General features: G+C 51.1%; 18 protein-coding genes and 1 pseudogene. 11 read left to right on the forward strand and 8 right to left on the reverse strand.

The window, feature by feature from the left end:
* The first annotated feature begins 36 nt into the window (after nt 1–36).
* The 4 genes and pseudogenes from H8S44_RS03060 (at nt 37) to H8S44_RS03080 (ending at nt 4,346) form a co-directional block, all read left to right on the forward strand.
* Nucleotides 37–828 (forward strand): PTS transporter subunit EIIC, encoded by a 792-nt coding sequence (locus tag H8S44_RS03060; RefSeq protein WP_186873308.1) that lies wholly within the window; start codon nt 37–39, stop codon nt 826–828.
* Nucleotides 825–2,039 (forward strand): annotated as a pseudogene (locus H8S44_RS03065) (iron-containing alcohol dehydrogenase). The gene H8S44_RS03060 and the pseudogene H8S44_RS03065 overlap by 4 nt, the downstream one beginning before the upstream one ends.
* Entirely contained in the window at nt 2,017–3,555 is a 1,539-nt protein-coding gene (locus H8S44_RS03075) for a xylulokinase (protein WP_186873305.1), read from the forward strand. The pseudogene H8S44_RS03065 and the gene H8S44_RS03075 overlap by 23 nt, the downstream one beginning before the upstream one ends.
* Complete coding sequence (locus H8S44_RS03080) at nt 3,549–4,346, forward strand: YdcF family protein (protein ID WP_186873304.1); 798 nt, start codon at nt 3,549–3,551, stop codon at nt 4,344–4,346. Before H8S44_RS03075 ends, H8S44_RS03080 begins: the two co-directional genes overlap by 7 nt.
* 80 nt (nt 4,347–4,426) lie before the next feature.
* On the opposite strand, the gene H8S44_RS16285 is transcribed toward H8S44_RS03080, so the two are convergent.
* Genes H8S44_RS16285 through H8S44_RS16800 form a run of 3 tightly spaced genes read right to left on the reverse strand, consistent with a single transcriptional unit; the run spans nt 4,427 to nt 5,589 of the window.
* Nucleotides 4,427–4,957: an NAD(P)-dependent oxidoreductase gene (locus tag H8S44_RS16285; protein ID WP_243167462.1), complete on the reverse strand. Its 531-nt coding sequence runs from the start codon at nt 4,955–4,957 to the stop codon at nt 4,427–4,429.
* Between the two features lie 21 nt (nt 4,958–4,978).
* Nucleotides 4,979–5,380: a Rossmann-fold NAD(P)-binding domain-containing protein gene (locus tag H8S44_RS16290; RefSeq protein WP_243167463.1), complete on the reverse strand. Its 402-nt coding sequence runs from the start codon at nt 5,378–5,380 to the stop codon at nt 4,979–4,981.
* Between the two features lie 11 nt (nt 5,381–5,391).
* Nucleotides 5,392–5,589: a beta/alpha barrel domain-containing protein gene (locus H8S44_RS16800; protein ID WP_186873303.1), complete on the reverse strand. Its 198-nt coding sequence runs from the start codon at nt 5,587–5,589 to the stop codon at nt 5,392–5,394.
* Between the two features lie 555 nt (nt 5,590–6,144).
* Between H8S44_RS16800 and H8S44_RS03095 the strand changes: the two genes are divergently transcribed.
* Entirely contained in the window at nt 6,145–7,374 is a 1,230-nt protein-coding gene (locus H8S44_RS03095) for an MSCRAMM family protein (RefSeq protein ID WP_186873302.1), read from the forward strand.
* Between the two features lie 321 nt (nt 7,375–7,695).
* On the opposite strand, the gene H8S44_RS03100 is transcribed toward H8S44_RS03095, so the two are convergent.
* The 4 genes from H8S44_RS03100 to H8S44_RS03115 all read right to left on the reverse strand — a co-directional run bounded on the left by H8S44_RS03100 (nt 7,696) and on the right by H8S44_RS03115 (nt 10,810).
* The gene (locus H8S44_RS03100; protein ID WP_186873301.1) at nt 7,696–7,899 is read right to left on the reverse strand and encodes a hypothetical protein; all 204 of its coding nucleotides are present in this window, start codon (nt 7,897–7,899) and stop codon (nt 7,696–7,698) included.
* A gap of 174 nt (nt 7,900–8,073) precedes the next feature.
* Complete coding sequence (locus H8S44_RS03105) at nt 8,074–8,559, reverse strand: hypothetical protein (RefSeq protein WP_186873300.1); 486 nt, start codon at nt 8,557–8,559, stop codon at nt 8,074–8,076.
* Nucleotides 8,560–8,758: 199 nt separating this feature from the next.
* Nucleotides 8,759–10,132: a sodium-dependent transporter gene (locus H8S44_RS03110; RefSeq protein WP_186873299.1), complete on the reverse strand. Its 1,374-nt coding sequence runs from the start codon at nt 10,130–10,132 to the stop codon at nt 8,759–8,761.
* 189 nt (nt 10,133–10,321) lie between these two features.
* Nucleotides 10,322–10,810: a QueT transporter family protein gene (locus tag H8S44_RS03115; RefSeq protein ID WP_186873298.1), complete on the reverse strand. Its 489-nt coding sequence runs from the start codon at nt 10,808–10,810 to the stop codon at nt 10,322–10,324.
* A 291-nt stretch (nt 10,811–11,101) separates the two neighbouring features.
* On the opposite strand from H8S44_RS03115, the gene H8S44_RS03120 reads away from it, so the two are divergent.
* From H8S44_RS03120 to H8S44_RS03145, 4 genes are all read left to right on the forward strand, one after another.
* Nucleotides 11,102–11,860 carry a DeoR/GlpR family DNA-binding transcription regulator gene (locus tag H8S44_RS03120; protein ID WP_186873297.1) on the forward strand — a complete coding sequence of 253 codons (759 nt, stop codon included), beginning with the start codon at nt 11,102–11,104 and terminating at the stop codon, nt 11,858–11,860.
* A 65-nt stretch (nt 11,861–11,925) separates the two neighbouring features.
* Complete coding sequence (locus H8S44_RS16295; protein ID WP_243167464.1) at nt 11,926–13,932, forward strand: 2-oxo acid dehydrogenase subunit E2; 2,007 nt, start codon at nt 11,926–11,928, stop codon at nt 13,930–13,932.
* A gap of 233 nt (nt 13,933–14,165) precedes the next feature.
* On the forward strand, nt 14,166–16,646 hold the full coding sequence (locus tag H8S44_RS03140; protein ID WP_186873296.1) for an alpha-ketoacid dehydrogenase subunit alpha/beta: 2,481 nt from the start codon (nt 14,166–14,168) through the stop codon (nt 16,644–16,646).
* 312 nt (nt 16,647–16,958) lie between these two features.
* Entirely contained in the window at nt 16,959–18,446 is a 1,488-nt protein-coding gene (locus H8S44_RS03145) for an AAA family ATPase (protein WP_186873295.1), read from the forward strand.
* A gap of 15 nt (nt 18,447–18,461) precedes the next feature.
* On the opposite strand, the gene H8S44_RS03150 is transcribed toward H8S44_RS03145, so the two are convergent.
* Entirely contained in the window at nt 18,462–19,811 is a 1,350-nt protein-coding gene (locus tag H8S44_RS03150; protein WP_186873294.1) for an MATE family efflux transporter, read from the reverse strand.
* Between the two features lie 130 nt (nt 19,812–19,941).
* Between H8S44_RS03150 and H8S44_RS03155 the strand changes: the two genes are divergently transcribed.
* On the forward strand, nt 19,942–20,928 hold the full coding sequence (locus H8S44_RS03155; protein WP_186873293.1) for a lipoate--protein ligase: 987 nt from the start codon (nt 19,942–19,944) through the stop codon (nt 20,926–20,928).
* Nucleotides 20,929–21,135: 207 nt separating this feature from the next.
* Nucleotides 21,136–22,128 (forward strand): rod shape-determining protein, encoded by a 993-nt coding sequence (gene mreB / locus H8S44_RS03160; protein ID WP_186873292.1) that lies wholly within the window; start codon nt 21,136–21,138, stop codon nt 22,126–22,128.
* Nucleotides 22,129–22,151 lie beyond the last annotated feature (23 nt).

Consider the following 22,151-nt stretch of genomic DNA (forward strand, 5'->3'; position numbering starts at 1 on the left):
GCTGAAGTAGACCGGCATTGTGGCAGAAGGATCCGAATGGGATATCTTGCTGTCGGCAATGGGAAATGTATCCTTTTATTTTTACCGTTTCTGGTGGGTGTAAGTGCGGCAGAACATTTTGAATGCAATAAATATCTGGCGCTCACCCTGGTTAGGGTTATGATGTATCCGACGTGGGAAACGCTGCTGAATGAAGGCGTAAATACGCTGTATCTGTTTGGAGCCGTCCCCATGAAGGTGGCGTCCTATTCTTCATCCATGGTTTCTGCGCTCCTGTCGGTATATTGCCTGTCGAAATTTGAAAAAGGACTGTATAAGATAGTTCCGAAGTCTTTGCAGATCATTCTTGTACCCATTGCAGTGATTGTGGTCATGGAAGTGTTGGCGTTAGCGGTGATTGGGCCTTTGGGTGCTGCGCTTATCCGTGGGGTAACCGGAGGCTATTTCTGGCTTTATGAACGGACAGCTGCCCTGGCTGTCTGTGTGAAAACCAGAAACCGGAAATTAAAATCGCTGGCAGCTACAGGGGCGCTTGTCACAGGAATTGGCATTACGGAATCTGCGCTTTACGGCGTATGTCTGCCGTTAAAAAGGCCATTGATAATTTCTATGGTGTCCAGTGGAAGCGGCGGGGCATTTATGGGAGTGTTTCGGGTGACAGCGCTGGGAATGGGTATGGGTCCTCTTGGGGCCATTCCGGTCTTCCTGACAGATACGTTCGTTTACTGGGTTATCGGCATTCTTGGAACAGCAGCGCTTTCTTTTATCGGTATGTGCCTGTTTGGATATAAAGCAGGACAGGAACATGGATCGGAGAAATACAAGTGAATAATTTTGGATTTTATAATAGAACCAAAATCATTTATGGAAGAGAAGAACATAAAACGGTGGGAGAAAGGCTGAAGCCTTATGCGAAGAAGGTTCTGCTGCACTATGGAGGAGGAAGTATCAAAAAGAATGGCATATATGATGATATCGTAAAGTCTCTGCAGGAAGCAGGCATTGATTTTTGTGAGTTGGGTAGGGTCAAGCCCAACCCCAACCCGACCCTGGATTTGGTGTATGAAGGCATCGACCTGTGCAGAAAAGAAAACATAGACTGTATTTTGGCAGTGGGCGGCGGCTCTGCAATCGATTCCGGGAAAGCAATTGCCTGTAGGGTGCCGTATGATGGAGATGTGTGGGAATTATTTGGCGGATATTTTGTGAAAACACATCTTCCGATAGTGACCGTTTTGACTTTGCCTGCAAGCGGAACCGAGTCCAGTAACAATGAAGTCATTACGAACGAAAAGACTTTGCAGAAATACTATGTTGGGGCAAAGGATTTTTATCCCATCTTCAGCATTATCAATCCTGAGATCTTTTATACGGTTCCGAAAAAACAGATTTCGGCAGGCGCTATGGATATGATGAGTCATACTATAGAACGGTGTTTTTCCAATACAGAGCATACAGACTATGTGGATCAGTTGTCAGAGACAGCTTTAAAGATAATTATGAAATATGGGGAAATGCTTCTGAAGGATTCGGAAAATTACGATGCCTGGTTTGAATTTGCACTGGCAGGAACCTTTTCACATAACGGGATCATATGTATCGGGAAAGAGGAAGACTGGTCCAATCATCGCATCGAAGACGAACTGGCAGTGACTTGTGATATCACACATGGAGAAGGCTTGTCTGTGATTACACTGGCATGGATGGAGTATGTATATTAGAAGAAGTTTCCACGATTCGTACAATTTGCAGTGAATGTAATGGGAGTTGAACGGGCTGGAAAAACAGAAGAAGCTATTACCCTGGAGGGTATTCAGCGATTTTATGGTTTTTTAAAACGAATGAACCTGCCAACGAGTATGGGGGAAGTGGGTATCGATGACAGTCAGTTTGAGGCTATGGCGAAGCGCGGAACCAGGTTTGGAACCAGTGTGGAGCTGAATGTAGGAAATTTTGTGAAATTGGATTGCCAGGATATTATTAACATCTATCAATTGGTGAATAAGGAGAAAATTTATGAAATACATACTTGCGCATGATTTGGGGACTTCCGGAAATAAGGCAACCCTGTTCAGCGAGGAAGGGCAGCTGATTGCCAGCGAGGTTTTTACATATGACTGTCGTTATTATAATCAAAACTGGGCAGAGCAGAATCCGGAGGACTGGTGGGAAGCTATCTGTGTTACCACTCAAAAACTGCTTCGGAAATCAGGCACGGATGCAGGTGATGTAGCAGTGGTTTCTTTTTCCGGGCAGATGATGGGATGCCTGTGTGTGGATAGAAATGGAGCGCCGCTGCGGCCGTCTGTTATCTGGGCGGATCAGCGCGCACAGGAGCAGTCAGCAGCCATAGAGGAAAAGCTTCCGCTCAGGGATTTTTATCATATTACCGGACACCGCAACAGTGCCTCCTATGGGCTGCAGAAGCTGATGTGGGTTCGCGATCATGAACCGGAGATTTATAAAAAAACATATAAAACCTTAAATGCAAAAGATTTTATCGTCCTGCGTCTTACCGGAAACTGGTATACAGAACCATCGGACGCGACGTCTACAGCATGCATGGAGCTGAAAACGCTGAAATGGTCGGAAAAAATTTTAACGGCTTCCGGAATCAATGGAGAAAAACTGCCGGAAATTGTTCCGTCAACTACAGTGGCCGGAGAGGTCACCAGTTGGGCGGCAGAACAGACAGGCTTAAAAAAGGGTACCCCTGTGGTGATGGGAGGGGGAGACGGCCTTTGCTCCAATGTGGGGGCTGGTTCGGTAAGCCCAGGACGTACGTTTAGCTATGTGGGTTCTTCGGCTTGGGTAGCGACTACCAGTGAAGAACCACTGTTTGACGAAGAAATGCGAACCTTTACTTGGACGCATATTGTTCCAGGACTGTATTCGCCTACGGGAACCATGCAGTCTGGCGGCAGCTCCTATAATTGGCTGAAACAACAGGTCTGCAAATACGAAGCCTATGCGGCAGGAGAAAAGAAATGCAGTCCATATGAGCTGATCAATGAGGAGGCAGCTCAAAGTCCTCCAGGTTCTAACGGTGTGATCTTTTTGCCCTATTTGTTAGGGGAACGTGCGCCGCGCTGGAATCCGGATGCTACCGCTGCCTGGCTGAGGCTTAAGATGGAAAATCAGCGCGCGGATCTGCTTCGAGCTGTACTGGAGGGCGTTGCGATGAATCTGAATGTGATACTGGAATCTTTCCGGAAACGTATTCCCATCGAGGAGATTCTGGTGATTGGAGGCGGTGCAAAAGGAGCGGTTCGGTGTCAGATGATGGCAGATATTTACAATGCCAGGATTCGTGTGCCTGTACTACTTGAGGAGGCTACCTCCATGGGAGCGGCCGTAACCGGCGGAGTGGGAGTCGGGATTTTTAAAGATTTCCATGTGATTGATCAGATGATCGAGATAAAAGAAGAGCTGGCGCCGGTTCCTCTGGCCAAGGATGCTTATCAAACGGTGAAAGAGACGTTTGAAATTTGCTACAATGCGCTGCTACCTGTGTATGAACATATGTCATTGAAAGAAGGAGTGATTTCTTGCTAGAGACGACAGCACAAACTATCAATATTCTGGGAAGGTTCTGTGGAAAAAGGGATGTCGAAGAGTTGACTGCCAAACAGCTGATGCGAGACTATGGTATTATCCAGGCAGATGTAATGGTACTTTTTGGAGGAAGCATTCTGTGCGGCGGGGATATTCTGGCACAGGCTATACGGCAGAAAATTGCAAAAAAATATGTGATTGTGGGCGGAGAAGGACATACAACGGAAACTTTTCGAAAAAGAATGCAGGAGGAGTTTCCGGAGGTTGAGACGGCGGGGCTGTCGGAAGCTCAAATATTTGCAAACTACATCAGGCAGCGGTACGGGCTGAAGGCAGATTATCTGGAATGTACCTCTACAAACTGCGGGAGTAATATTACCTGCCTTCTGAAGCTGCTGGAAGAGAAGATGGTGCCGTTTCAGAGTATGATTCTTTTACATGATGCAACGATGCAGCGGCGCATAGAAGCAGTTTTAAAAAAGTATGTCCGTAAGCCTGTGCAGATTATCAATTATGCTGCTTATAAAGCAAAAACTGTTGTGCGAGACGGTTCCCTGGCTTATGCACAGGAGATTCCGGGTATGTGGGACATGAACCAGTACATTCGTCTGCTGCTGGGAGAAATTGCAAGACTGACTGACGATGAAAATGGATATGGACCGAAAGGGAAAAACTACCTTGTGCATGTAGACATTCCCCCGGAGGTTCAAAAAGCGTTTCTGGAGCTGCGAGCGGTATATCCGGGATTGGTACGGAAAGCAGAACCGCAATATGCCAAGGGACGTATCTGAAAAAGAATGTGCAAAATGAGAGTGCCTCTCAAGTCGTTTTAGACTTTTGGGACACACTCTGTAAAGGAACAGCCGTTGCCTTATTTGCTGATAATATAAGGACACGCGCGGCCGGTTAAGACATCTATCAGATTTTGAACGGCTGCGTTGGTCATGTTTTCTGTGGCTTCTTTTGTATGGGCGCCGGTACGGGGTGTTACAACCACATTGGGGAGTTCAAATAGAGGAGAAGCCGCAGGCAGCTCCACTTCGAAGGTGTCCAGTCCAAGCCCTTCCAATTTCCCACATTTTAATGCCTGGTAAGCGGCAGCTTCGTCGATGATGCCGTCTCTGGAAGCGTTTACAATCAGAGCGTTGTTCTTCATGCTGGCAATTACTTCTGTGTGAATCATATGGCGCGTGTTTTCATTGAGCGGGAGATGCAGGGTTATGACATCTGCGGTTCGAATCAACTTCTCGAAGGATACGGAAGCAATCTGATGCTCCCTGCAATAGGGGGCATTTATGTAAGGAGCGTAAGCGAGGATTTTCATGCCAAAGCCCTTTGCGCAGTTTGCAACTACTTTTCCAATGGCGCCCAGTCCTACAATTCCAAGTGTTTTTCCAGACAATTCGATTCCTGTGGAACGAAACTACTGACCGGAACGCAGCTGACTGTCCAGTGATGGGATTTTGCGGGCAGCGCTGAGGATAAGGCCAAAGGTAAGTTTTCCGACGGCCTGTGCATTGCTGCCAGGTGTGTTGGTAACGGTAATATGGTTTCGTTTGGCTGCTTCTAAATCGACACGGTCATAGCCAGCTCCGTAGCGGGATATGACTTTCAGATTTGGGCAGGCATCCAGTACCTTTGCGGTAATAAAGTCCAGCCCGGCGATGTAACCGTCGCAGTCTTTTAAAAGAGGAATCAGCTGCTCTTCCGAAAGCGGTTTTCCCGTATCATTAAAAACCAGATTCGGACAAAATTCCTGTAAACGCTGCAGAGCCGGCTGTTTTTTGCCGGGCTGCAGAGAGGTTGGTGTAACCAGAATTTTCATAAAGAACTCCTTCATTTCTCTTGGTATCTGACAGGTTGTTGAACCAGATTCACTGCTTTCCGGGTAAGCCGCCGAATTTCTGCAAAATTTCCAGCTTTGATGAAAGCATCTTTTACCATCCAGCTGCCGCCGCAGGCAATGATCCTGTTAAAGGAAAGATATTCCTGAATATTTGCGGCACTGATACTGCCAGTAGGTATGAAGCTCATTCTTGAGCTTTGCGATCAGGGTCTTGATCTCTCTGAGTTCTTCCGGTACAGTATCTGGGGCTTTTTGACGCCGGAACTGATACGGGGGCTTGTGGATCATGGTCATACCCTGGATGATGTGTATGCGGCGATTGAAGCAGGAAACTTTGATATCTCGGAGGATATTGCGAATGCCCTGAATACATACGCCATGATGCCTATGATGATGGCTCTTGGGGATACCCGGATTGCCGGCTTTTCTGGCTCGGTATCTTTTGCCCTGGGGAACATCCCGACTCTTGGCAGCGAATCCTACGGGCCCATGCTGAAAATCCATTTGAGCGGGGAGACTGCTTTTTGCGTATTGTTTGGGTCGGCATGCAGGACCGGCATGGTTTATACCTCCGTACCGCTCTCAGAAATCGGTGTGGCTTGCGGGGAAGAAACCATTATCCGGGGACTTCTGGCGCAGTATGCGGAGGCTCAGGCTACCTACACCGGCCCGGTCAACTATATTATGGCCCGGGCAGGCATCTGGATGGTTCTGAATGGAACCTGGAGCGGAGATCCGGGGCGATGGCGGCTGCGGCGGAGCCGTTGTTTTCCAAAACGCCGGACTGTCCGAGCGTGGATTTCGCACGGGAGTATTTCCAGGCGATTGTGGAGTGGATCGCCGCCCCGGAAAATCAGTCCAAGATAGAAGCGATAGGGCTGGAAGCCTGGGCGAACGGGCCGAATCAGTACCTGATTACAGGAACCGGCTCTGGGAGCCCGCTGGAGGAATTGGGGGCCTATGCCCGCATTGAGTTTACCAAAATGGACAGCGAGACAGGGCGGATCATTGCAGATAACGCGCAGTTTTCCGTTTATGAGTGGAATGGCGGCGGCTATGAAAAGTCCGATGTTGCTGTTAATCGTGAGGGGGACAAGTATATTTCCGATGATTTGTTCCGTACCGATGAGAATGAAGGGAAGTTTTACCTGGAGGAAACGCTGGCCCCGGCTACAGGGACATTGACCGGTTACTATGGGGATTTTGAAGGAGCTTCCAAACGGAATTATGAGTTTATAGTGGAAGAGGACATGCAGAGTGCGGCGATAAACATCACCAACAGTGGGGATTCTTTCACAAATAAGCGTGTGACCGGGAGCATTCAGGTAAAGAAAACGGATATTGTTCATCCGGATGGCGTGACAGGGGTACTGTATCGGAAAGATGAATTGGTGAAATCTGCCACGATCCAAAATGGTGCGTGTGAGTATACCAGCCTTTATCTGGGTTCTTACTATATACAGGAGAGGCAGAAGGGAGAGACTCTGGCAGACGGCAAGAAGTTTACCTATGCGGAAGGGTATCTGCTGGACGAAACCATTTATCAGGTGACGCTACCCTATGAGGGGGAAACGGTTCCGAATGTATACCGGCAGGTGGAGAGTGATAAGGAGCAGGTCATTAAGGCGAAGGCTCTCATTGAAAAAGTGGAGAGTGCCGCCGGACAGGGAAATATCAATTATTTAGAGGGAGCGGGCTTTACCATTTATCGCATTGATAAGCTGAGTAAAGCCACTTTTTTTGTGCAGAACGCAGATGGAACCTATGACGAGCAGAGTATCCGGGACGCATACCTTGTGGAGAACTATGACCAGGATAGCCCGAAATATGATTTCCGGGGCGAGACGTCGGTCATTGTAACGGTTTACCTGCGGGACACGGATCTCAGGGAGAATACCGCATTTTATTGGGAGGATGCGCAGAAGGATATCAGGGATGGAAAGCTCATCAGCCTGCTACTGTTTATCTCATGAAGGGTGAAAGCTATCGAGGACGAAACTTAAAAACTTATTCGATAGAAATCAGCGATCCCGCTGAATAACTGTCAGTAATCTATCAGCCAAGTAGGTGCATTGGCTATTTCTAATGAGCTTGGCTTGGTTGTTTCTGTTGGACTCTGAGTGGTTAATTTCTCCGGGCTCTAACAATATTTGAGATCCTAGAATAAATCAAAGATAAATTGCTGTATTTAGCTGTCTTTATGCTAACTTATCCTTTTCAAGGTAAAGACAGCCTAGAAAAGAAAACATATCTTAGATCTCATTTATCTACTTTTGCAACAGGCTCCGAGAATGTTATAGATTAAATTCTGCAAAGAGTGCGTCCCGGTATGCGGGATCTTCGGTAACGCGTTTGACATCATCGATGCGGTTACTGTCCAGTAATTTAATGATGAGGGCTGATAATCGTGAGATACCTTGAGAAATACCTTCGGCAATTCCTTCCTGTCGGCGTTCCTCCAGTCGGGGTGCAAATAATTCTTCCAATGCTTCACACATAGATTCTTCATCTCCTTTATTTAGCGAGTTGGCGCGGATGAGCGCATTCATAAAGGTCTTGTATAATGGGTCATCCTCATGAGGCTTGTAAGCGCGACCGAGTTCCTCAAGAGGCATATCTTTCGTAAGTTGGTTTGTCAGGCAGTGCAGCCAGAGGTATTGAACCGATGGAAGCTACGGTAAGACAAGCAGTTGGATAGGAAATAATCCTATATGTATATAATAAAGTCCGTCAATAATTTTTTCAACTGGTTCTTGTAATGTTTGGGGACAATTTTTTCGAATGTAAGAAAATAATTTCTGTGGATGACGATGACACATCAGCGTAAGGGTAAGTTGATGCGAAGTGTTGGGATGACCAAGATAATCCGGAAGACTGCAGGCATAGGAAAGTGCTTTTAGAAAGTTGGAAACATTCATGGATTCATGGGGACCTTTGTAGTCCACCAGGTTGTATTCCCGGAAGATGCGGGCGATGGGAGAATCGATGCTTGTATCTGATTTCTTTCGAATGAGGCAGTCCACTCGGCGCGGCCCCTTGCTTAATGGAAACTCTGGTGAGTAGCTCAGGATATCCCTGGCGCTTTCAAGTTCAATTTGAAGCCCGGACAAAGCTGCCGCGTGCCAATTGATGCGCTGTCTGTGGTTACGTGGATTCATACAATAAGCGGATACCTCCTGTAATAGAAATTTAAATTTCCTTTGGGGATAATTCACAGAACTGTGATGGTGAATTTCGAATATCTGTATGATAACATACAAAATATGTAAATGCAAGGATGAACAATAAAAAACACGAGGAAGAAATCTCAACTAGCAGGATTCCTTCCTCGTATTTTTATTTATCCATATGCTTTTTTTACGCCGCAAATTTCTGCCAATACCCCATCACAAAAATAAACAGCACAATCAGCGGCAAAATATAGCTCACATAGAACCGTGCCCACTTCGGGAACCTGATGCCTTTGCCGGCGTCGGCTTCGGCAATGAAGTTATCCCAGCCCCAGCCATAGCGGCTGGTACAGAAGAGCAGGTATATCAGACTTCCCAGGGGCAGCAGGTTGTTGGAGACAAGGAAGTCCTCCAGGTCCTGGATGGTGCTGCCGGCGCCCAGGGGAGCGATGCCGCTCCAGACATTGAAGCCCAGCACACAGGGTATGGACAGAACCAGAATGAGAATCAGGTTCACAGCCACGGATTTCTTCCGGGTCCAGCCCCAGAGGTCGATAGCGAAGCTGATGATATTTTCAAATACGGCAATGATGGTGGACAGGGCCGCAAAGCTCATGAACACGAAGAACAGAGTTCCCCAGAGACGGCCTCCGGCCATCTGGTTGAAGATGTTTGGCAGGGTCACGAAGACAAGTCCGGGGCCTTCACCCGGGTCTACGCCGAAGGCGAAACAGGCCGGGAAGATCACGAGACCCGCCATCAGGGCCACGACGGTATCCAGGATACAGATATTTACGGACTCGCCCATAAGGGTGCGGTCACGGCTGATATAGCTTCCGAAGATAGCCATGGCGCCGATGCCGAGGCTCAAGGTGAAGAAGGCCTGGCCCATAGCTGCGAAGATCACGTTGCCCACGCCATTTTCCACGATCTTACCGAAGTCGGGAATCAGATAGAATTCCAGTCCTGCGCCTGCGCCCGGCAGGGTGACGCTGCGGATACAGAGAACCACCAGGATCACCAGCAGGAAGGACATCATCACTTTGGTGATGCGCTCCACGCCGTTCTGAAGGCCCATGCTGCAGATACCGAAGGCCAGAAGCACGGCTACAATCATCCAGAAGGTCATGGAACCCGGGGAAGCCAGCATGCCGCTGAACACGCCGCCCACCTCATCCGGTGTGAGGCCTGTGAAGGAACCGGAGGCCATCTTGAAGATATAGGAAATCATCCATCCGCCCACGGTGGTGTAGAACATCATCAGCAGATAATTGCCCGCCATGGCGATGTAGCCCTCGATATGCCATTTGGTGCCCTTGGGTTCCAGCACATGGAAGCTGCGGGCAGCGGACTTGCGGCTGGCGCGGCCCACGGCGAACTCCATGGCCATAATGGGCATACCCAGGATAATCAGGAATACCAGGTAAATCAGAACGAAAGCAGCTCCGCCGTATTTACCGGTGATATAGGGAAAGCGCCATACATTTCCAAGACCGATGGCGCAGCCGGCTGAAATCAGAATGAAGCCCAGCCGGGATGAGAATTTTTCACGGTTCTCCATTGGTAAATCTCCTCTTATTATAATATGTATCAATTTATGCACAGACTTTATCATATCAGAGGATACACCGATGCGTCAATTCGACGCATCAACGCTTCGATGTGCAAAAAAACCGCCACAGAACAGATGAAACGACATCTGCCCGACGGCGGTTTTCAAGTCTGGAATCCGATTTAAAACCAGGGTACATTAAACAGTCTTGAAAATAGAAGCCCGGTAACGATCCAGCACCAACAGCAGAATGGTGCCGACGATGGTAGCGGTCAGGATCTCGCCCAGAGCTACCGTTCCCATCATAAAGGGAATAGGCAGGGGTTCTCCGTAGCCGTATTTCAGCACCCAGGGAATGATGAGGGCATTGGCCACGACCGGCGGAACGGAAGCCAGATACTTGCTCTTATTCCGGAGGGTATAGGTGGCGAAAGCTGCGATGAGAGTCGCCAGGCTTCCTGCGATAACGTCCAGAATGATACCGCCGCCCAGCAGGTTCGCAATGAGGCAGCCGATAAAAAGTCCCGGAATCGCAGCCGGTGTAAAGAACGGCAGAACCGTCAGGGCCTCGGCGATACGGGTCTGGATGGGTCCGTAGCTGATGGGCTGGAAGACCACGCAGAGCACGACGTAGATGGCAGCGATCATAGCTGCCTGGGTGATAAACTGTACCTTGTTTGTTTTCATATTCAGTTCTCCTTTAGTTTTGTTTTACGAGTGGAAGGTCACGAACACTCGGCACATTTATAGGCGGTGACCGCCTGGCAAGCCCTGTACGACCTTGTTTTTATGGGCATTGCAACGGATGTGAGTATAGCATAATCGAAGAGAAAAAGCAAGCCGTCCCCACGATTTATTTACAGGTCCGCGCCTTACGGATTTTTTTCAAAAATCCATTGACGTAAGTGTTATAAAATGTTATGATGTGTTACGGAGAAGGGGAATAATATAACATATCTTAACAGGATGGTACATAGTATGAACCAGCTTAGAAGAGAAAAAATAGGAAAATACATCCAGGAGAAGGGAGCAGCCACTGTGAAGGAGCTGGGAGCCCTTTTTCCTGATGTCAGCCTGATGACGATTCACCGGGATCTGGAGAAACTGGAGCAGGAGGGCGTCATCAATCGGACCAGAGGCGGCGCCATTTCCGTAGTGCAGGGTTCCAGCCCCACAGAGGCCAAGCTGGAGACCCGGATGCAGACAAATATGAAAGCCAAGCGGGAGATGGCAAAAAAGGCCCTGCAGCTGCTGGAGCCGGGAAGCGCGGTATTTCTGGACGCGGGAACCTCCAGTATGGCGCTGGCCCAGGCCATGCCGGATATGGATCTGAACGTGTTTACCACGGGACCGAATATTGCCCTGGAGCTGGGAAAGCTTTCGATTCCCACCATTCACATGTGCGGCGGCACGTTAAACCGCTTTAACCAGGCGGTATCCGGACAGAGCACTCTGAGAATGCTGGAGGCGATTAATATCGCTTACGCCTTTATCGGTGTATCCGGCTACACAGCGGAGGGCGGATTTACCTGCGGCAAGGAAGACGAGATGCTGGTCAAGCGTCTGATGATTCAGCGGGCCGGGAAAAAGATTATGCTGATGGACAGCTCCAAGTATGGGAGGATTCTTCCTTATACTTTTGGAAATGTGGAAGACGTGGACTATATCATCAGCGACGGAAAGCTGCCGGAGGAACTGGTTTCCCGGGCAGAGAGGGCCGGAACCGTGGTGCTTTAAAGGAATTCTTTAAAATGGAGAGTAATAAATCATTTATTCATAAATAACAATGGAGGTAAGAAAAAATGGCAGTAGGGGTATTGATGCCAAAGGCTGGAATCACCGTGGAAGAATGTGTGATTACGGAATGGCTGAAGAAGAAAGGAGACCACGTAAATGTGGGCGATGTTCTCTTCACGTATGAAACAGACAAGGCTTCTTTTGAATGTGAGTCCACAGCAGAGGGAGAGCTGCTGGAGATCTTCTATGAGGACGGAGACGAGGTTCCGGTACTGGTGAATGTCTGCGCCATCGGACAGCCGGGAGACGATATTTCCGGCATTAAGGAAGGCGGAGCGGCACCTGCAGCGGAAGCACCTGCGGCAGCGGCACCCGCACCTGCAGCGCCTGCGCCCGCAGCAGCAGCACCGGCAGGCGGAGCCCATATGGCACAGGGCGTTCTGATGCCGAAGGCAGGAATCACCGTAGAGGAATGCGTGATTACCGAGTGGCTGAAGAAAGAAGGAGACCAGGTCAATGTGGGCGATGTACTCTTTACCTATGAAACGGACAAGGCATCCTTCGAGTGCGAGTCCACAGCGGCAGGAACTCTGCTTAAGATCTTCTACGAGGATGGAGACGAGGTGCCTGTACTGGTAAATGTCTGCGCCATCGGACAGCCGGGAGACAGCATCGAGGGTCTGAAGGAAGGCACCGCACCGGCGGCAGCGCCCGCAGAAGCGGCACCGGCACCTGCAGCAGCACCCGCACCGGCGGCAGCTCCGGCAGGCGGAGCCCATATGGCACAGGGCGTTCTGATGCCGAAGGCAGGAATCACCGTAGAAGAGTGCGTGATTACCGAGTGGCTGAAGAAAGAAGGAGATCAGGTCAATGTAGGCGATGTTCTCTTTACATATGAAACCGATAAAGCATCCTTTGAGTGCGAGTCCACGGCGGCAGGAACCCTGCTTAAGATCTTTTACGGCGACGGCGACGAAGTGCCCGTACTGGTGAATGTCTGCGCCATCGGACAGCCGGGAGACAGCATCGAAGGCCTGAAGGAAGGTACAACACCGGCGGCAGCGCCCGCAGCGGCACCGGCACCTGCAGCAGCATCTGCACCGGCTGCAGCACCCGCAGCGGCACCTGCAGCAAACGGCCCGGCGAACCCGGACGCAAAGGTATCCCCGAGAGCCAGAAAGGCAGCGGCAGAGCTTGGCGTAGACGCTACGGCAGCTGCCGGCACCGGAGCTCACGGAAGAGTTATGGAAGTGGATGTGAAGACTTACGCGGCAAGCGCGCCCGCACCCACAGCAGCACCGGCTGCAGCACCTGCACCCGCAGCGGCCGCACCGGCAGCAGAGGCTCCCAAGGCAGCACCGGCGGCAGACGACGCGGAGTACACCGATGTGAAGTTCTCCGGCGTACGGAAAGCTACTGCAAAGGGCATGATGAAGTCCCTGAGCACCATGGCTCAGCTGACCCATTATCATTCCTTCGACGCATCCGCGCTGCTGGCGCTGAGAAAGCAGATCAAGGCCAATGGCGAAGCCATGGGCATGCCGAATATTACACTGAACGATATGGTACTCTTCGCAGTATCCCGTATCCTTCTGCATCACCCGGATCTGAACGCGACCATGCCTCAGGAGAATATGCTCCGTCAGTATCATCACGTACATCTGGGTATGGCGGTAGACACACCGAAGGGTCTGTTTGTACCGACCATCTTCAATGCGGATCAGATGAGCCTGGCAGAGATCAGCACCGAGGCGAAGCGTCTCGCGAAGATTTGCCAGGAGGGCAAGGCCACACCGGATATGCTTTCCGGCGCGACCTTCACCGTATCCAATGTGGGTTCCCTGGGCGTGGAGATGTTCACACCTATCGTAAATCCGCCTCAGGTAGGTATCCTGGGCGTATGCGGAACCACCACCCGCATCAAGGAAGTAAATGGAGAGATCAAGCCCTACCAGGCAATGGGTCTGTGTCTCACTTATGACCACAGAGCCATCGACGGTTCACCGGCGTCCCGCTTCGTGAAGGAGCTGTGCGGAGCCCTTGAGAACTTCTCACTTCTGATGATGAAATAATATTGCCAACCAACTACGCCGGGGGCGGACACCAACCCCGTCCTCGGCACTGCCATTTTGATACTGTTCAGCAGTGCATGGCTGTGACGCTGCAGACCGTGCAAGTTTACTTGCTGAGGGCTGCAGTGGGACAGACATATAGGGCGCTCAGCCCAAGCGAGATGAAGCGCGAGGCGCGGAATCGAGCTTGCACTGCTGAAGAATATAAATCAACATAAAAAAGGAGAAAAATCATGCCAAAGTCATTGTATGTAGATCCGGACAAAATGCGTGCGGAAGGAAAAATCACATTTAAAGATATTCCGATCAACGTATATAAGAAAACTGTTAAAGAAGAGGTAGAGGAAGGCAACTACACCAAGGAAGACCTCCTTCGTATCTACCGTGATATGACCATCTGCCGTGAGTTCGAGGACATGCTGAACCAGATCAAGACCCAGGCGAAATACGCTGACGTGGAGACCACCTATCCGGGTCCGGCCCATCTGTCTCTGGGACAGGAAGCAGCCGCAGTCGGCGAAGCTTATCTGTTAGGCAAAGAGGACTTCACCTTCGGAAGCCACAGAAGCCACAGCGAGATCCTGGCAAAGGGACTTTCCTGTATCCAGAAGCTGGATGACAAAGAGCTGATGGACACCATGGAGAATTTCTTCGACGGCAAGACCCTGAAGGCTATCCAGACTGTCAGCAAGGCAGAGGGCGATGTAAAAGAGCTGGCTATCGAGTTCCTGGTATACGGTGCTCTGGCAGAGCTGTTTGCCCGTGAGAATGGTTTCCACAAAGGACTGGGCGGCTCCATGCATGCGTTCTTCCTGCCCTTCGGTATCTACCCGAACAACGCGCTGGTAGGCGGTTCCGCAACCATTGCCACCGGAGCGTCTCTGTTTAAGAAATGTAATGACAAAGAGGGCGTAGTCGTAGCGAACCTGGGAGACGGTTCCATGGGACGTGGCCCCGTATGGGAGGCACTTTCCTTCGCTACCATGGATCAGTACCGGACTCTGTGGGAAGAGGGAAGAAAGGGCGGCCTGCCGCTGATCTTCAATATCAACAATAACTCCTACGGCATGGGCGGCCAGACCTGCGGCGAGACCATGGGTTACGGCGAACTGGCACGTATGGGCGCAGGCGTAACCGAGAGCCAGCTGCACGCAGAGCGCGTGGACGGATACAATCCGCTGGCAGTTATCGACGCATACAGAAGAAAGCTTCCGCTGGTAAAGAGCGGCGAGGGCCCGGTATTCCTGGACGTAGTAACCTACCGTCTGCTGGGACACTCCACCTCCGACCAGAACGCATACCGTACCAAAGAGGAGATCGAGGCTTGGAAGGCACAGGATCCCATCGTTACCTTCCGCAAGGCCATCGTAGACGCCGGCATCGCTGAGGACAGTGAGATCGAAGCGATCTGGGCAAAGACCAAGGAAAGAATGGCACGTATCTGCCGTCTGGCAGCAGACAAAGAGGCTTCTCCGTATCTGGACTTCGACAAGGATCCGGCTATCGTAGAGCGCGTTATGCTGAACAACGGTAAGCAGCGCAGCATGGATACCAGCAGAACACCGGCTACCACAGGACCCAAGGAGAGCTGCAAGCGTTACAACGATATCCAGAAGAAGATTCGTACCCATTACATCGACGGAACTGAGGTAAGCTCCATGAAGCGTTACAATATCCGTGACGCTATCTTCGAGCCCATGTTCAATAAATATTATGAAGACCCGACACTCATCGCTTACGGCGAGGATGTACGTGACTGGGGTGGCGCGTTTGCTGTATACAGAGGATTTACCGATGTAATTCCTTACTCCAGACTGTTCAACTCCCCCATTTCCGAGACAGCTATCGTAGGTACCGGCGTAGGTTATACCATGTGCGGCGGCCGTGCGGTGGTAGAGCTGATGTACGGCGACTTCATCGGATGCTGCGGTGACGAGATCTTCAACCAGATGGCAAAATGGCAGGCCATGAGTGCCGGAATCCTGAAAATGCCGTTGATTCTTCGTGTATCCGTAGGTTCCAAGTACGGCGCTCAGCACTCTCAGGACTGGACTGCAATGTGCGCTCACGTACCGGGCCTGAAGGTTTGCTTCCCGGCTACCCCGTACGAGGCAAAGGGTCTGATGCAGGCAGCTCTGAACGGAACTGACCCGGTAGTATTCTTTGAGAGCCAGAGAATCTACGATGTGGGAGAGAAGTTCCACGAGGGCGGCGTTCCCAAGGAAGAGTACGAGATCACCATGGGCGATGTGGACGTGATCACCACAGGTTCCGATATCACCATCCTGACCGTAGGTGCTACCCTGTACCGTGCTTACGACGCAGTGAAGGAGCTGAAAGAGAAATATGGTATCTCCGCAGAGCTTATCAACCTGCACAGCCTGGTACCCCTTGATTACACCAAGATTCTGGAGTCTGTAAAGAAGACCGGAAAGGTAGTTCTCGCTTCTGACGCATGCGCAAGAGGCAGCTTCCTGGATGAGGTGGCTAAGAATATCACCACACTTGCGTTCGATTATCTGGATGCACCGCCTGCAGTGGTAGGAGCTCAGAACTGGATTACACCTCCTTTCGAGTACGACAAGTACTTCTTCCCGCAGAAGGAGTGGATCCTGGATGCGATCAACGAGAAGATTATGCCTCTGAAGGATTACAAGCCGGTCACCAACGTAACGGCAGAAGAGGAAATCAGAAAGCTGAAGCTGGGAGTTTAATACGCACAGAGAACAGAATAAAATGTGAATTTCGAGGGCGTTCCGAATCCGGGACGCCCTCTTTTTGATCTATAGGAAATACCGTGTTACATTAAAGTGCGAAAGCTATGATTCCTATAGAGCAAAAAGCCCTGCCAGAGGATCGCACTGCGGCGGAATGGAATAATGTCGCAAATGCGACCCGCCGCAGAAAAGCATGGCAGAGATTTGCAAGATTTAGCAGGATGCGGCTTGTATCCCGGAAAGGGGTCATGTATAATAGGCAGTGACAGCCGTGGGAAGCCTGCGGCAGAAAAGAAAAGGAGTAGAACCATGCCTGTATTTGATTTTAACAGCGCCCCGACGGAAGCAGCCAAGGGGCCGGAGTGTACATATAAAACCTATCGGACCAGCGCGCCGGAGGCCAGCCCGGAGCAGCCCATTCTCCTGCTCAGCAATCAGAAGCGCCAGTGGAAGCATCATTCCTGCGGCGTCTTTACGAATCCGAACAAGCGGACAGCCTTTGAGTTCAAGGAAGAGGATGGTAAGTTTACCGCAGATATTCTGCTGATCGACGCCCGGTTTGTGAGCCTGCTTAAGTGGCTGGGCGAGCACCAGATTCATGTGCGCCTGTCCGGTATGAACCGGGAGGACGGCTACGCCGTATACAAGATCCGGGAGACTGCCTTCGGAGGCGGCACCAAGCTTTCTGCCGAGGATGGCTTCCTGCAGTTCATGATCGAGCGGCTTTTTGCCAGCAACGCCCCCTCAGAGGAGGAAGTGGACGAGGATCGGGAGGAAGTGGGCGATGATATGAAACTGACCAGCCTCCAGAGCATCACAGACTTCATGACCTGCGCCGGAAGGACCCTGCCGGATAACATCCAGCTCTGGGCCAGAAGAAACCTGGCGGTGGCCCGTTCCCATGAGGTATCGCCCGAGGAAAAGCGTCACGCCCAGAGAGCCCTGTCTATTATGATGAATATTCAGTGGAAGAGTAATTACTTCGAGGCCATTGACCCGGATGAGGCCAGAAGAATCCTGGATGAAGAGCTCTACGGTATGGAACGGGTAAAGCAGCGGATCATTGAGACCATCATCCAGATCAACCGGACCCACACCCTTCCGGCCTACGGCCTTCTGCTGGTGGGACCGGCCGGAACCGGAAAGTCCCAGATCGCCTATGCGGTGGCCCGGATTCTGAAGCTGCCCTGGACCACCCTGGATATGAGTTCCATCAACGATCCGGAGCAGCTCACCGGAAGCTCCCGGGTCTATGCCAACGCCAAGCCGGGCATCATCATGGAAGCCTTTTCCATGGCGGGTGAGTCCAATCTGGTATTCATCATCAATGAGCTGGATAAGGCCAACGACGGAAAGGGCAACGGCAATCCGGCGGACGTGCTGCTGACCCTGCTGGACAACCTGGGCTTCACGGACAACTATATGGAGTGCATGGTGCCTACCGTAGGCGTTTACCCCATTGCCACGGCCAACGATAAGAGCCAGATCAGCGCGCCTCTTATGTCCCGGTTCGCGGTCATCGACATTCCCGATTACACGGAAGAGGAGAAGAAGGTCATCTTCTCCCGTTTCGCCCTTCCCAAGGTGCTGAAGCGTATGAGCCTCCGGGAAGAGGAGTGTATCGTGACGCCGGAGGCCCTGAATGCGGTGATCCGGAAGTATGAGGACACGACGGGTATCCGTGACCTGGAGCAGGCAGCGGAGCATATCGCCGCCAACGCCCTGTATCAGATAGAGGTGAATGGTGTAAAGAAAGTGGTCTTCGACGGAAAGATGATAGAAGAACTGCTGGGATAATGACAGAAGCAGAGCCTAAGGCTCGGCGGGAAGAAGATAATTCTTCCTGCCGGGCCTTTTAAAATAGATCCGGTGAAAATAGAGGGACAATAAAAGAGTCATCAATTCTGCCACCGGGATGGCCAGCCAGGCCCCGGTCACGTCCAGAAAACGGGGTAGAGTCAAAAGAGCCAGCACGATAAAGACGCAGGTGCGTAAAAAGGAGATGATAGCGGATACTTTTCCGTTGGAAAGGGCGGTAAAAAATCCGGAAGAGGCGATATTAAAGCCGCTGAACAGAAAGTTTACCGAAAAAATGCGGAATCCGGTATCTGCAAGCTGAAAGGTCTCCGGTTCGTGGGTGAAGACTGACACCAGGGGCGTAGAGAGCAGGATGGCCGCAGCGGTCAAAGCCAGAGAGGAGACTGTCACAAAAAGAAAGCTGGTCCGGTAAATACTCCGAAGCTGCCGGTGATTCCGGGCTCCGTACTGAAAGCCCACAATGGGGCTGATTCCGATGGAAAAGCCCAGATAAAAGGCATTGAAAGCGAACTGCCCGTAGAGCAGAATGGTGATGGCGGCCACACCGGCCTCTCCGGCCAGCTGAAGGAGAATGATATTAAAAAGAAAGGTGATAATGGCGTTGGACAGCTGGGTCACCATTTCTGAAGAGCCATTGCAGCAGGCCTGAAGAAGCTCCGGAATATGGAGACGGAGCTTTGTAAAGCGCAGGGTCTTTTTTGTAAAAAAGAAAAAGCACAGTCCGGCTGCGGCGGGGACGGACTGCCCAATGCCTGTGGCAAGGGCGGCTCCGGCAATGCCGAGCCCGAAGGTAACGATGAGCACATAGTCCAGAACAGCGTTCAGGATCCCGGCTCCGACAGTGAGTACCAGACCAAGGGCCGGCTTTCCGGCAGTGACCAGATAGGACTGGAACATGGTCTGCAGCATACAGGCAGGGGCAAACAGCAGGGAAACGGACAGATAAGCCTGACAGTCCGTCAGCAGAATGTCTGTGGAACCCAGGAGGCGGCACAGAGGCGTCAGAAATACCTGAGTCAGAACCAGAAGCAGAAGGCTGACAAAGAGGCCAAGGAGCACAAACTGGGTCAGGCACTCCCGGGCGTCCCGGTCCCGCCCCTCGCCCAAGTACTTGCTGATGACCGCATTACCGCCGGTGCCCAGCATGGTGGCGATGGCAATGACCACATTAATCACCGGAAATACGATATTCAGGGAGGACAGGGCGTTGCTCCCCAGAAAACGGGAGATAAAGACGCCGTCCACGATGGTATAGAGAGACATGAAAAGCATCATGACGATAGAGGGAAACGCAAATTTTAAAAGCGCCCAGGGCGTGAAATGCTGATTGATAGATGTACTCATAAAAACTCCTTTTTCATATGGTAAGGAACAGCATAACGAAAATTCGGAAAAAAATCAAGAAAAATAAGGCGAAAAAGGGCGGAAACTGCTATAATGAAAGAAATTATAGACTGAAAAGGAGAGGACAGATATGAACAACTATTTTGTACAGACTTATACCTGGAATCCATGGAGAAATCTGGCTGTGGAGAAATACCTGGCGGACAAGATCGAGAAAGGCGACGTGGTATTCTATCTGTGGCAGAATGAGCATACAGTAGTGATCGGACGGAATCAGAACGCCATCCGGGAGTGCAAGGCGCAGCTTCTGGAGGAGGAGGGCGGATATCTGGCCCGGCGTACCACAGGAGGCGGAGCCGTATATCACGATCTGGGGAATCTGAATTTCACCTTCCTGGCTTCCCCGGAGCGCTACGATCTGGAAAAGCAGTTGAAGGTGATTCAGATCGCCTGCCGGAAGTTCGGCGTGGAGACTCATTTTTCCGGCCGGAACGACATCATTACCGAGGAGGGATTCAAGTTCTCCGGCAATGCGTTTTCTAAAAACTCCCGTTGCAATATCCAGCACGGAACCCTCATGGTCAATGTGGATGTGTCGCAGCTGGGCCGCTATCTGACTCCTTCCAAGGAAAAGATGAAGGCCAAGGGCGTAAAGTCCGTACAGTCCCGGGTCTGCAACCTGAAAGATCTGAACCCGGAGATCACCACGGATCAGATGCGACAGGCCCTGAAGGAGAGCTTCTTTGAACTCTACGGGGATTTCTCAGAGCTGGATCCGGCTGCCTTTGAGAATCCGGAGGTACAGGAGACTTATGATCTTTACTCCTCCTGGGACTGGAAGTTTGGCAAGTCCCCCGAGTGCGAGACCTCCTGCAGCAAGCGCTTCGACTGGGGCGAGGTGGAGGTGTGGCTGCGCCTGAAGAATATGTATATTGAGGAAATCAAGGTATATTCGGACATGCTGGATGTGGAACTGCCTGCAAAGATGGAACAGATTTTCCGGGGAAAACGTTTCGATATGGCGGATCTGAGCCTGGAGGAGAGCGGGGCGGACTGTACGCCGGAGCAGCTGGAAAAGGTGCGTGAGACGGCGGAATGGCTCAGCCACTGCGCATAAAAACCGGTTCTTAAGAAAATCTTACGAAAACATTAAATTTTTGCCCTTGGGAAAAAAATACTTTTCTTTTTCAAAATCATTGTATATAATATAAGTTACGCAAATAGGTGTTGTACACGGAAGGTGAATAACCACCGGTAAATGTGTAAGACTGATAGTATAGAAGATATTGGAAAGAACAGGAAAGTAAGAAAGGGGATTGCGAAAATGGCAGGAATTGATATCGGCATTGACCTTGGTACCGCAAGTATTCTGGTTTATATAAATGGAAAGGGCGTTGTTCTGAAGGAGCCGTCCGTAGTAGCTTTTGACCGCGACACAAATAAGATTCGCGCCATCGGCGAGGAGGCACGTCTGATGCTGGGAAGAACTCCGGGCAATATCGTGGCGGTACGTCCGCTGCGTCAGGGCGTTATTTCCGATTATACGGTTACAGAGAAGATGCTGAAGTACTTTATCCAGAAGGCTACCGGAAAGAGAAGTTTCCGCAGGCCGCGCATCGCTGTATGCGTACCCAGCGGTGTTACTGAAGTGGAGAAGAAAGCGGTAGAGGATGCCACCTATCAGGCAGGCGCAAGAGAGGTTCTGATTATCGAGGAGCCCATCGCGGCAGCTATCGGAGCCGGCATCGATATTTCCCGTCCCTGCGGCAATATGATCGTAGATATCGGAGGAGGTACCAGCGATATCGCTGTAATTTCTCTGGGAGGCGCTGTAGTCAGCACTTCCGTAAAGGTGGCAGGGGATGATTTCGACGAAGCCATCGTTCGTTTTATGCGTAAGAAACATAATCTTCTGATCGGTGAGCGTACCGCAGAGGATATCAAGATCAAAGTGGGAACCTGTTATCCCCGGGCAGAGGTGGAGCGCATGAGCGTGCGCGGCCGTAACCTGGTAACCGGTCTGCCCAAGTCCGTGGAAGTGACTTCCGAGGACTGCGAGGAGGCGCTGCGCGAGACCACCATGCAGATCGTGGAGGCAGTGCACAGTGTTCTGGAGAAGACTCCGCCCGAGCTGGCAGCAGATATCGCGGATCGCGGTATCGTACTGACCGGAGGCGGCGCGCTGCTGCGGGGTCTTGAGGAGCTTCTGGAGGAGAAAACCGGTATCAATACCATGACGGCAGAGGATTCCATGAAGTGCGTGGCCATCGGTACAGGCAAGTTCGTGGAATTTATGGCAGGAAACAGAGACGAGTAGCGTCAGGTCTGAGCGTGCTCGTT

Origin of the sequence: Anaerosacchariphilus hominis (assembly GCF_014290175.1) — a bacterium.
Classification (GTDB): Bacteria; Bacillota; Clostridia; order Lachnospirales; family Lachnospiraceae; genus Laedolimicola; species Laedolimicola hominis.

Bases quoted from the DNA above. Each gene is read 5' to 3' on its own strand.
- H8S44_RS03060 (WP_186873308.1), top strand. From the start codon at position 37: ATGGGATATCTTGCTGTCGGCAATGGGAAATGTATCCTTTTATTTTTA.
- H8S44_RS03075 (WP_186873305.1), top strand. From the start codon at position 2,017: ATGAAATACATACTTGCGCATGATTTGGGGACTTCCGGAAATAAGGCA.
- H8S44_RS16290 (WP_243167463.1), bottom strand. From the start codon at position 5,380: ATGAAAATTCTGGTTACACCAACCTCTCTGCAGCCCGGCAAAAAACAG.
- H8S44_RS16800 (WP_186873303.1), bottom strand. From the start codon at position 5,589: ATGAGCTTCATACCTACTGGCAGTATCAGTGCCGCAAATATTCAGGAA.
- H8S44_RS03095 (WP_186873302.1), top strand. From the start codon at position 6,145: ATGGCGGCTGCGGCGGAGCCGTTGTTTTCCAAAACGCCGGACTGTCCG.
- H8S44_RS03100 (WP_186873301.1), bottom strand. From the start codon at position 7,899: ATGTGTGAAGCATTGGAAGAATTATTTGCACCCCGACTGGAGGAACGC.
- H8S44_RS03105 (WP_186873300.1), bottom strand. From the start codon at position 8,559: ATGAATCCACGTAACCACAGACAGCGCATCAATTGGCACGCGGCAGCT.
- H8S44_RS03110 (WP_186873299.1), bottom strand. From the start codon at position 10,132: ATGGAGAACCGTGAAAAATTCTCATCCCGGCTGGGCTTCATTCTGATT.
- H8S44_RS03115 (WP_186873298.1), bottom strand. From the start codon at position 10,810: ATGAAAACAAACAAGGTACAGTTTATCACCCAGGCAGCTATGATCGCT.
- H8S44_RS03120 (WP_186873297.1), top strand. From the start codon at position 11,102: ATGAACCAGCTTAGAAGAGAAAAAATAGGAAAATACATCCAGGAGAAG.
- H8S44_RS16295 (WP_243167464.1), top strand. From the start codon at position 11,926: ATGGCAGTAGGGGTATTGATGCCAAAGGCTGGAATCACCGTGGAAGAA.
- H8S44_RS03140 (WP_186873296.1), top strand. From the start codon at position 14,166: ATGCCAAAGTCATTGTATGTAGATCCGGACAAAATGCGTGCGGAAGGA.
- H8S44_RS03145 (WP_186873295.1), top strand. From the start codon at position 16,959: ATGCCTGTATTTGATTTTAACAGCGCCCCGACGGAAGCAGCCAAGGGG.
- H8S44_RS03150 (WP_186873294.1), bottom strand. From the start codon at position 19,811: ATGAGTACATCTATCAATCAGCATTTCACGCCCTGGGCGCTTTTAAAA.
- H8S44_RS03155 (WP_186873293.1), top strand. From the start codon at position 19,942: ATGAACAACTATTTTGTACAGACTTATACCTGGAATCCATGGAGAAAT.
- mreB (WP_186873292.1), top strand. From the start codon at position 21,136: ATGGCAGGAATTGATATCGGCATTGACCTTGGTACCGCAAGTATTCTG.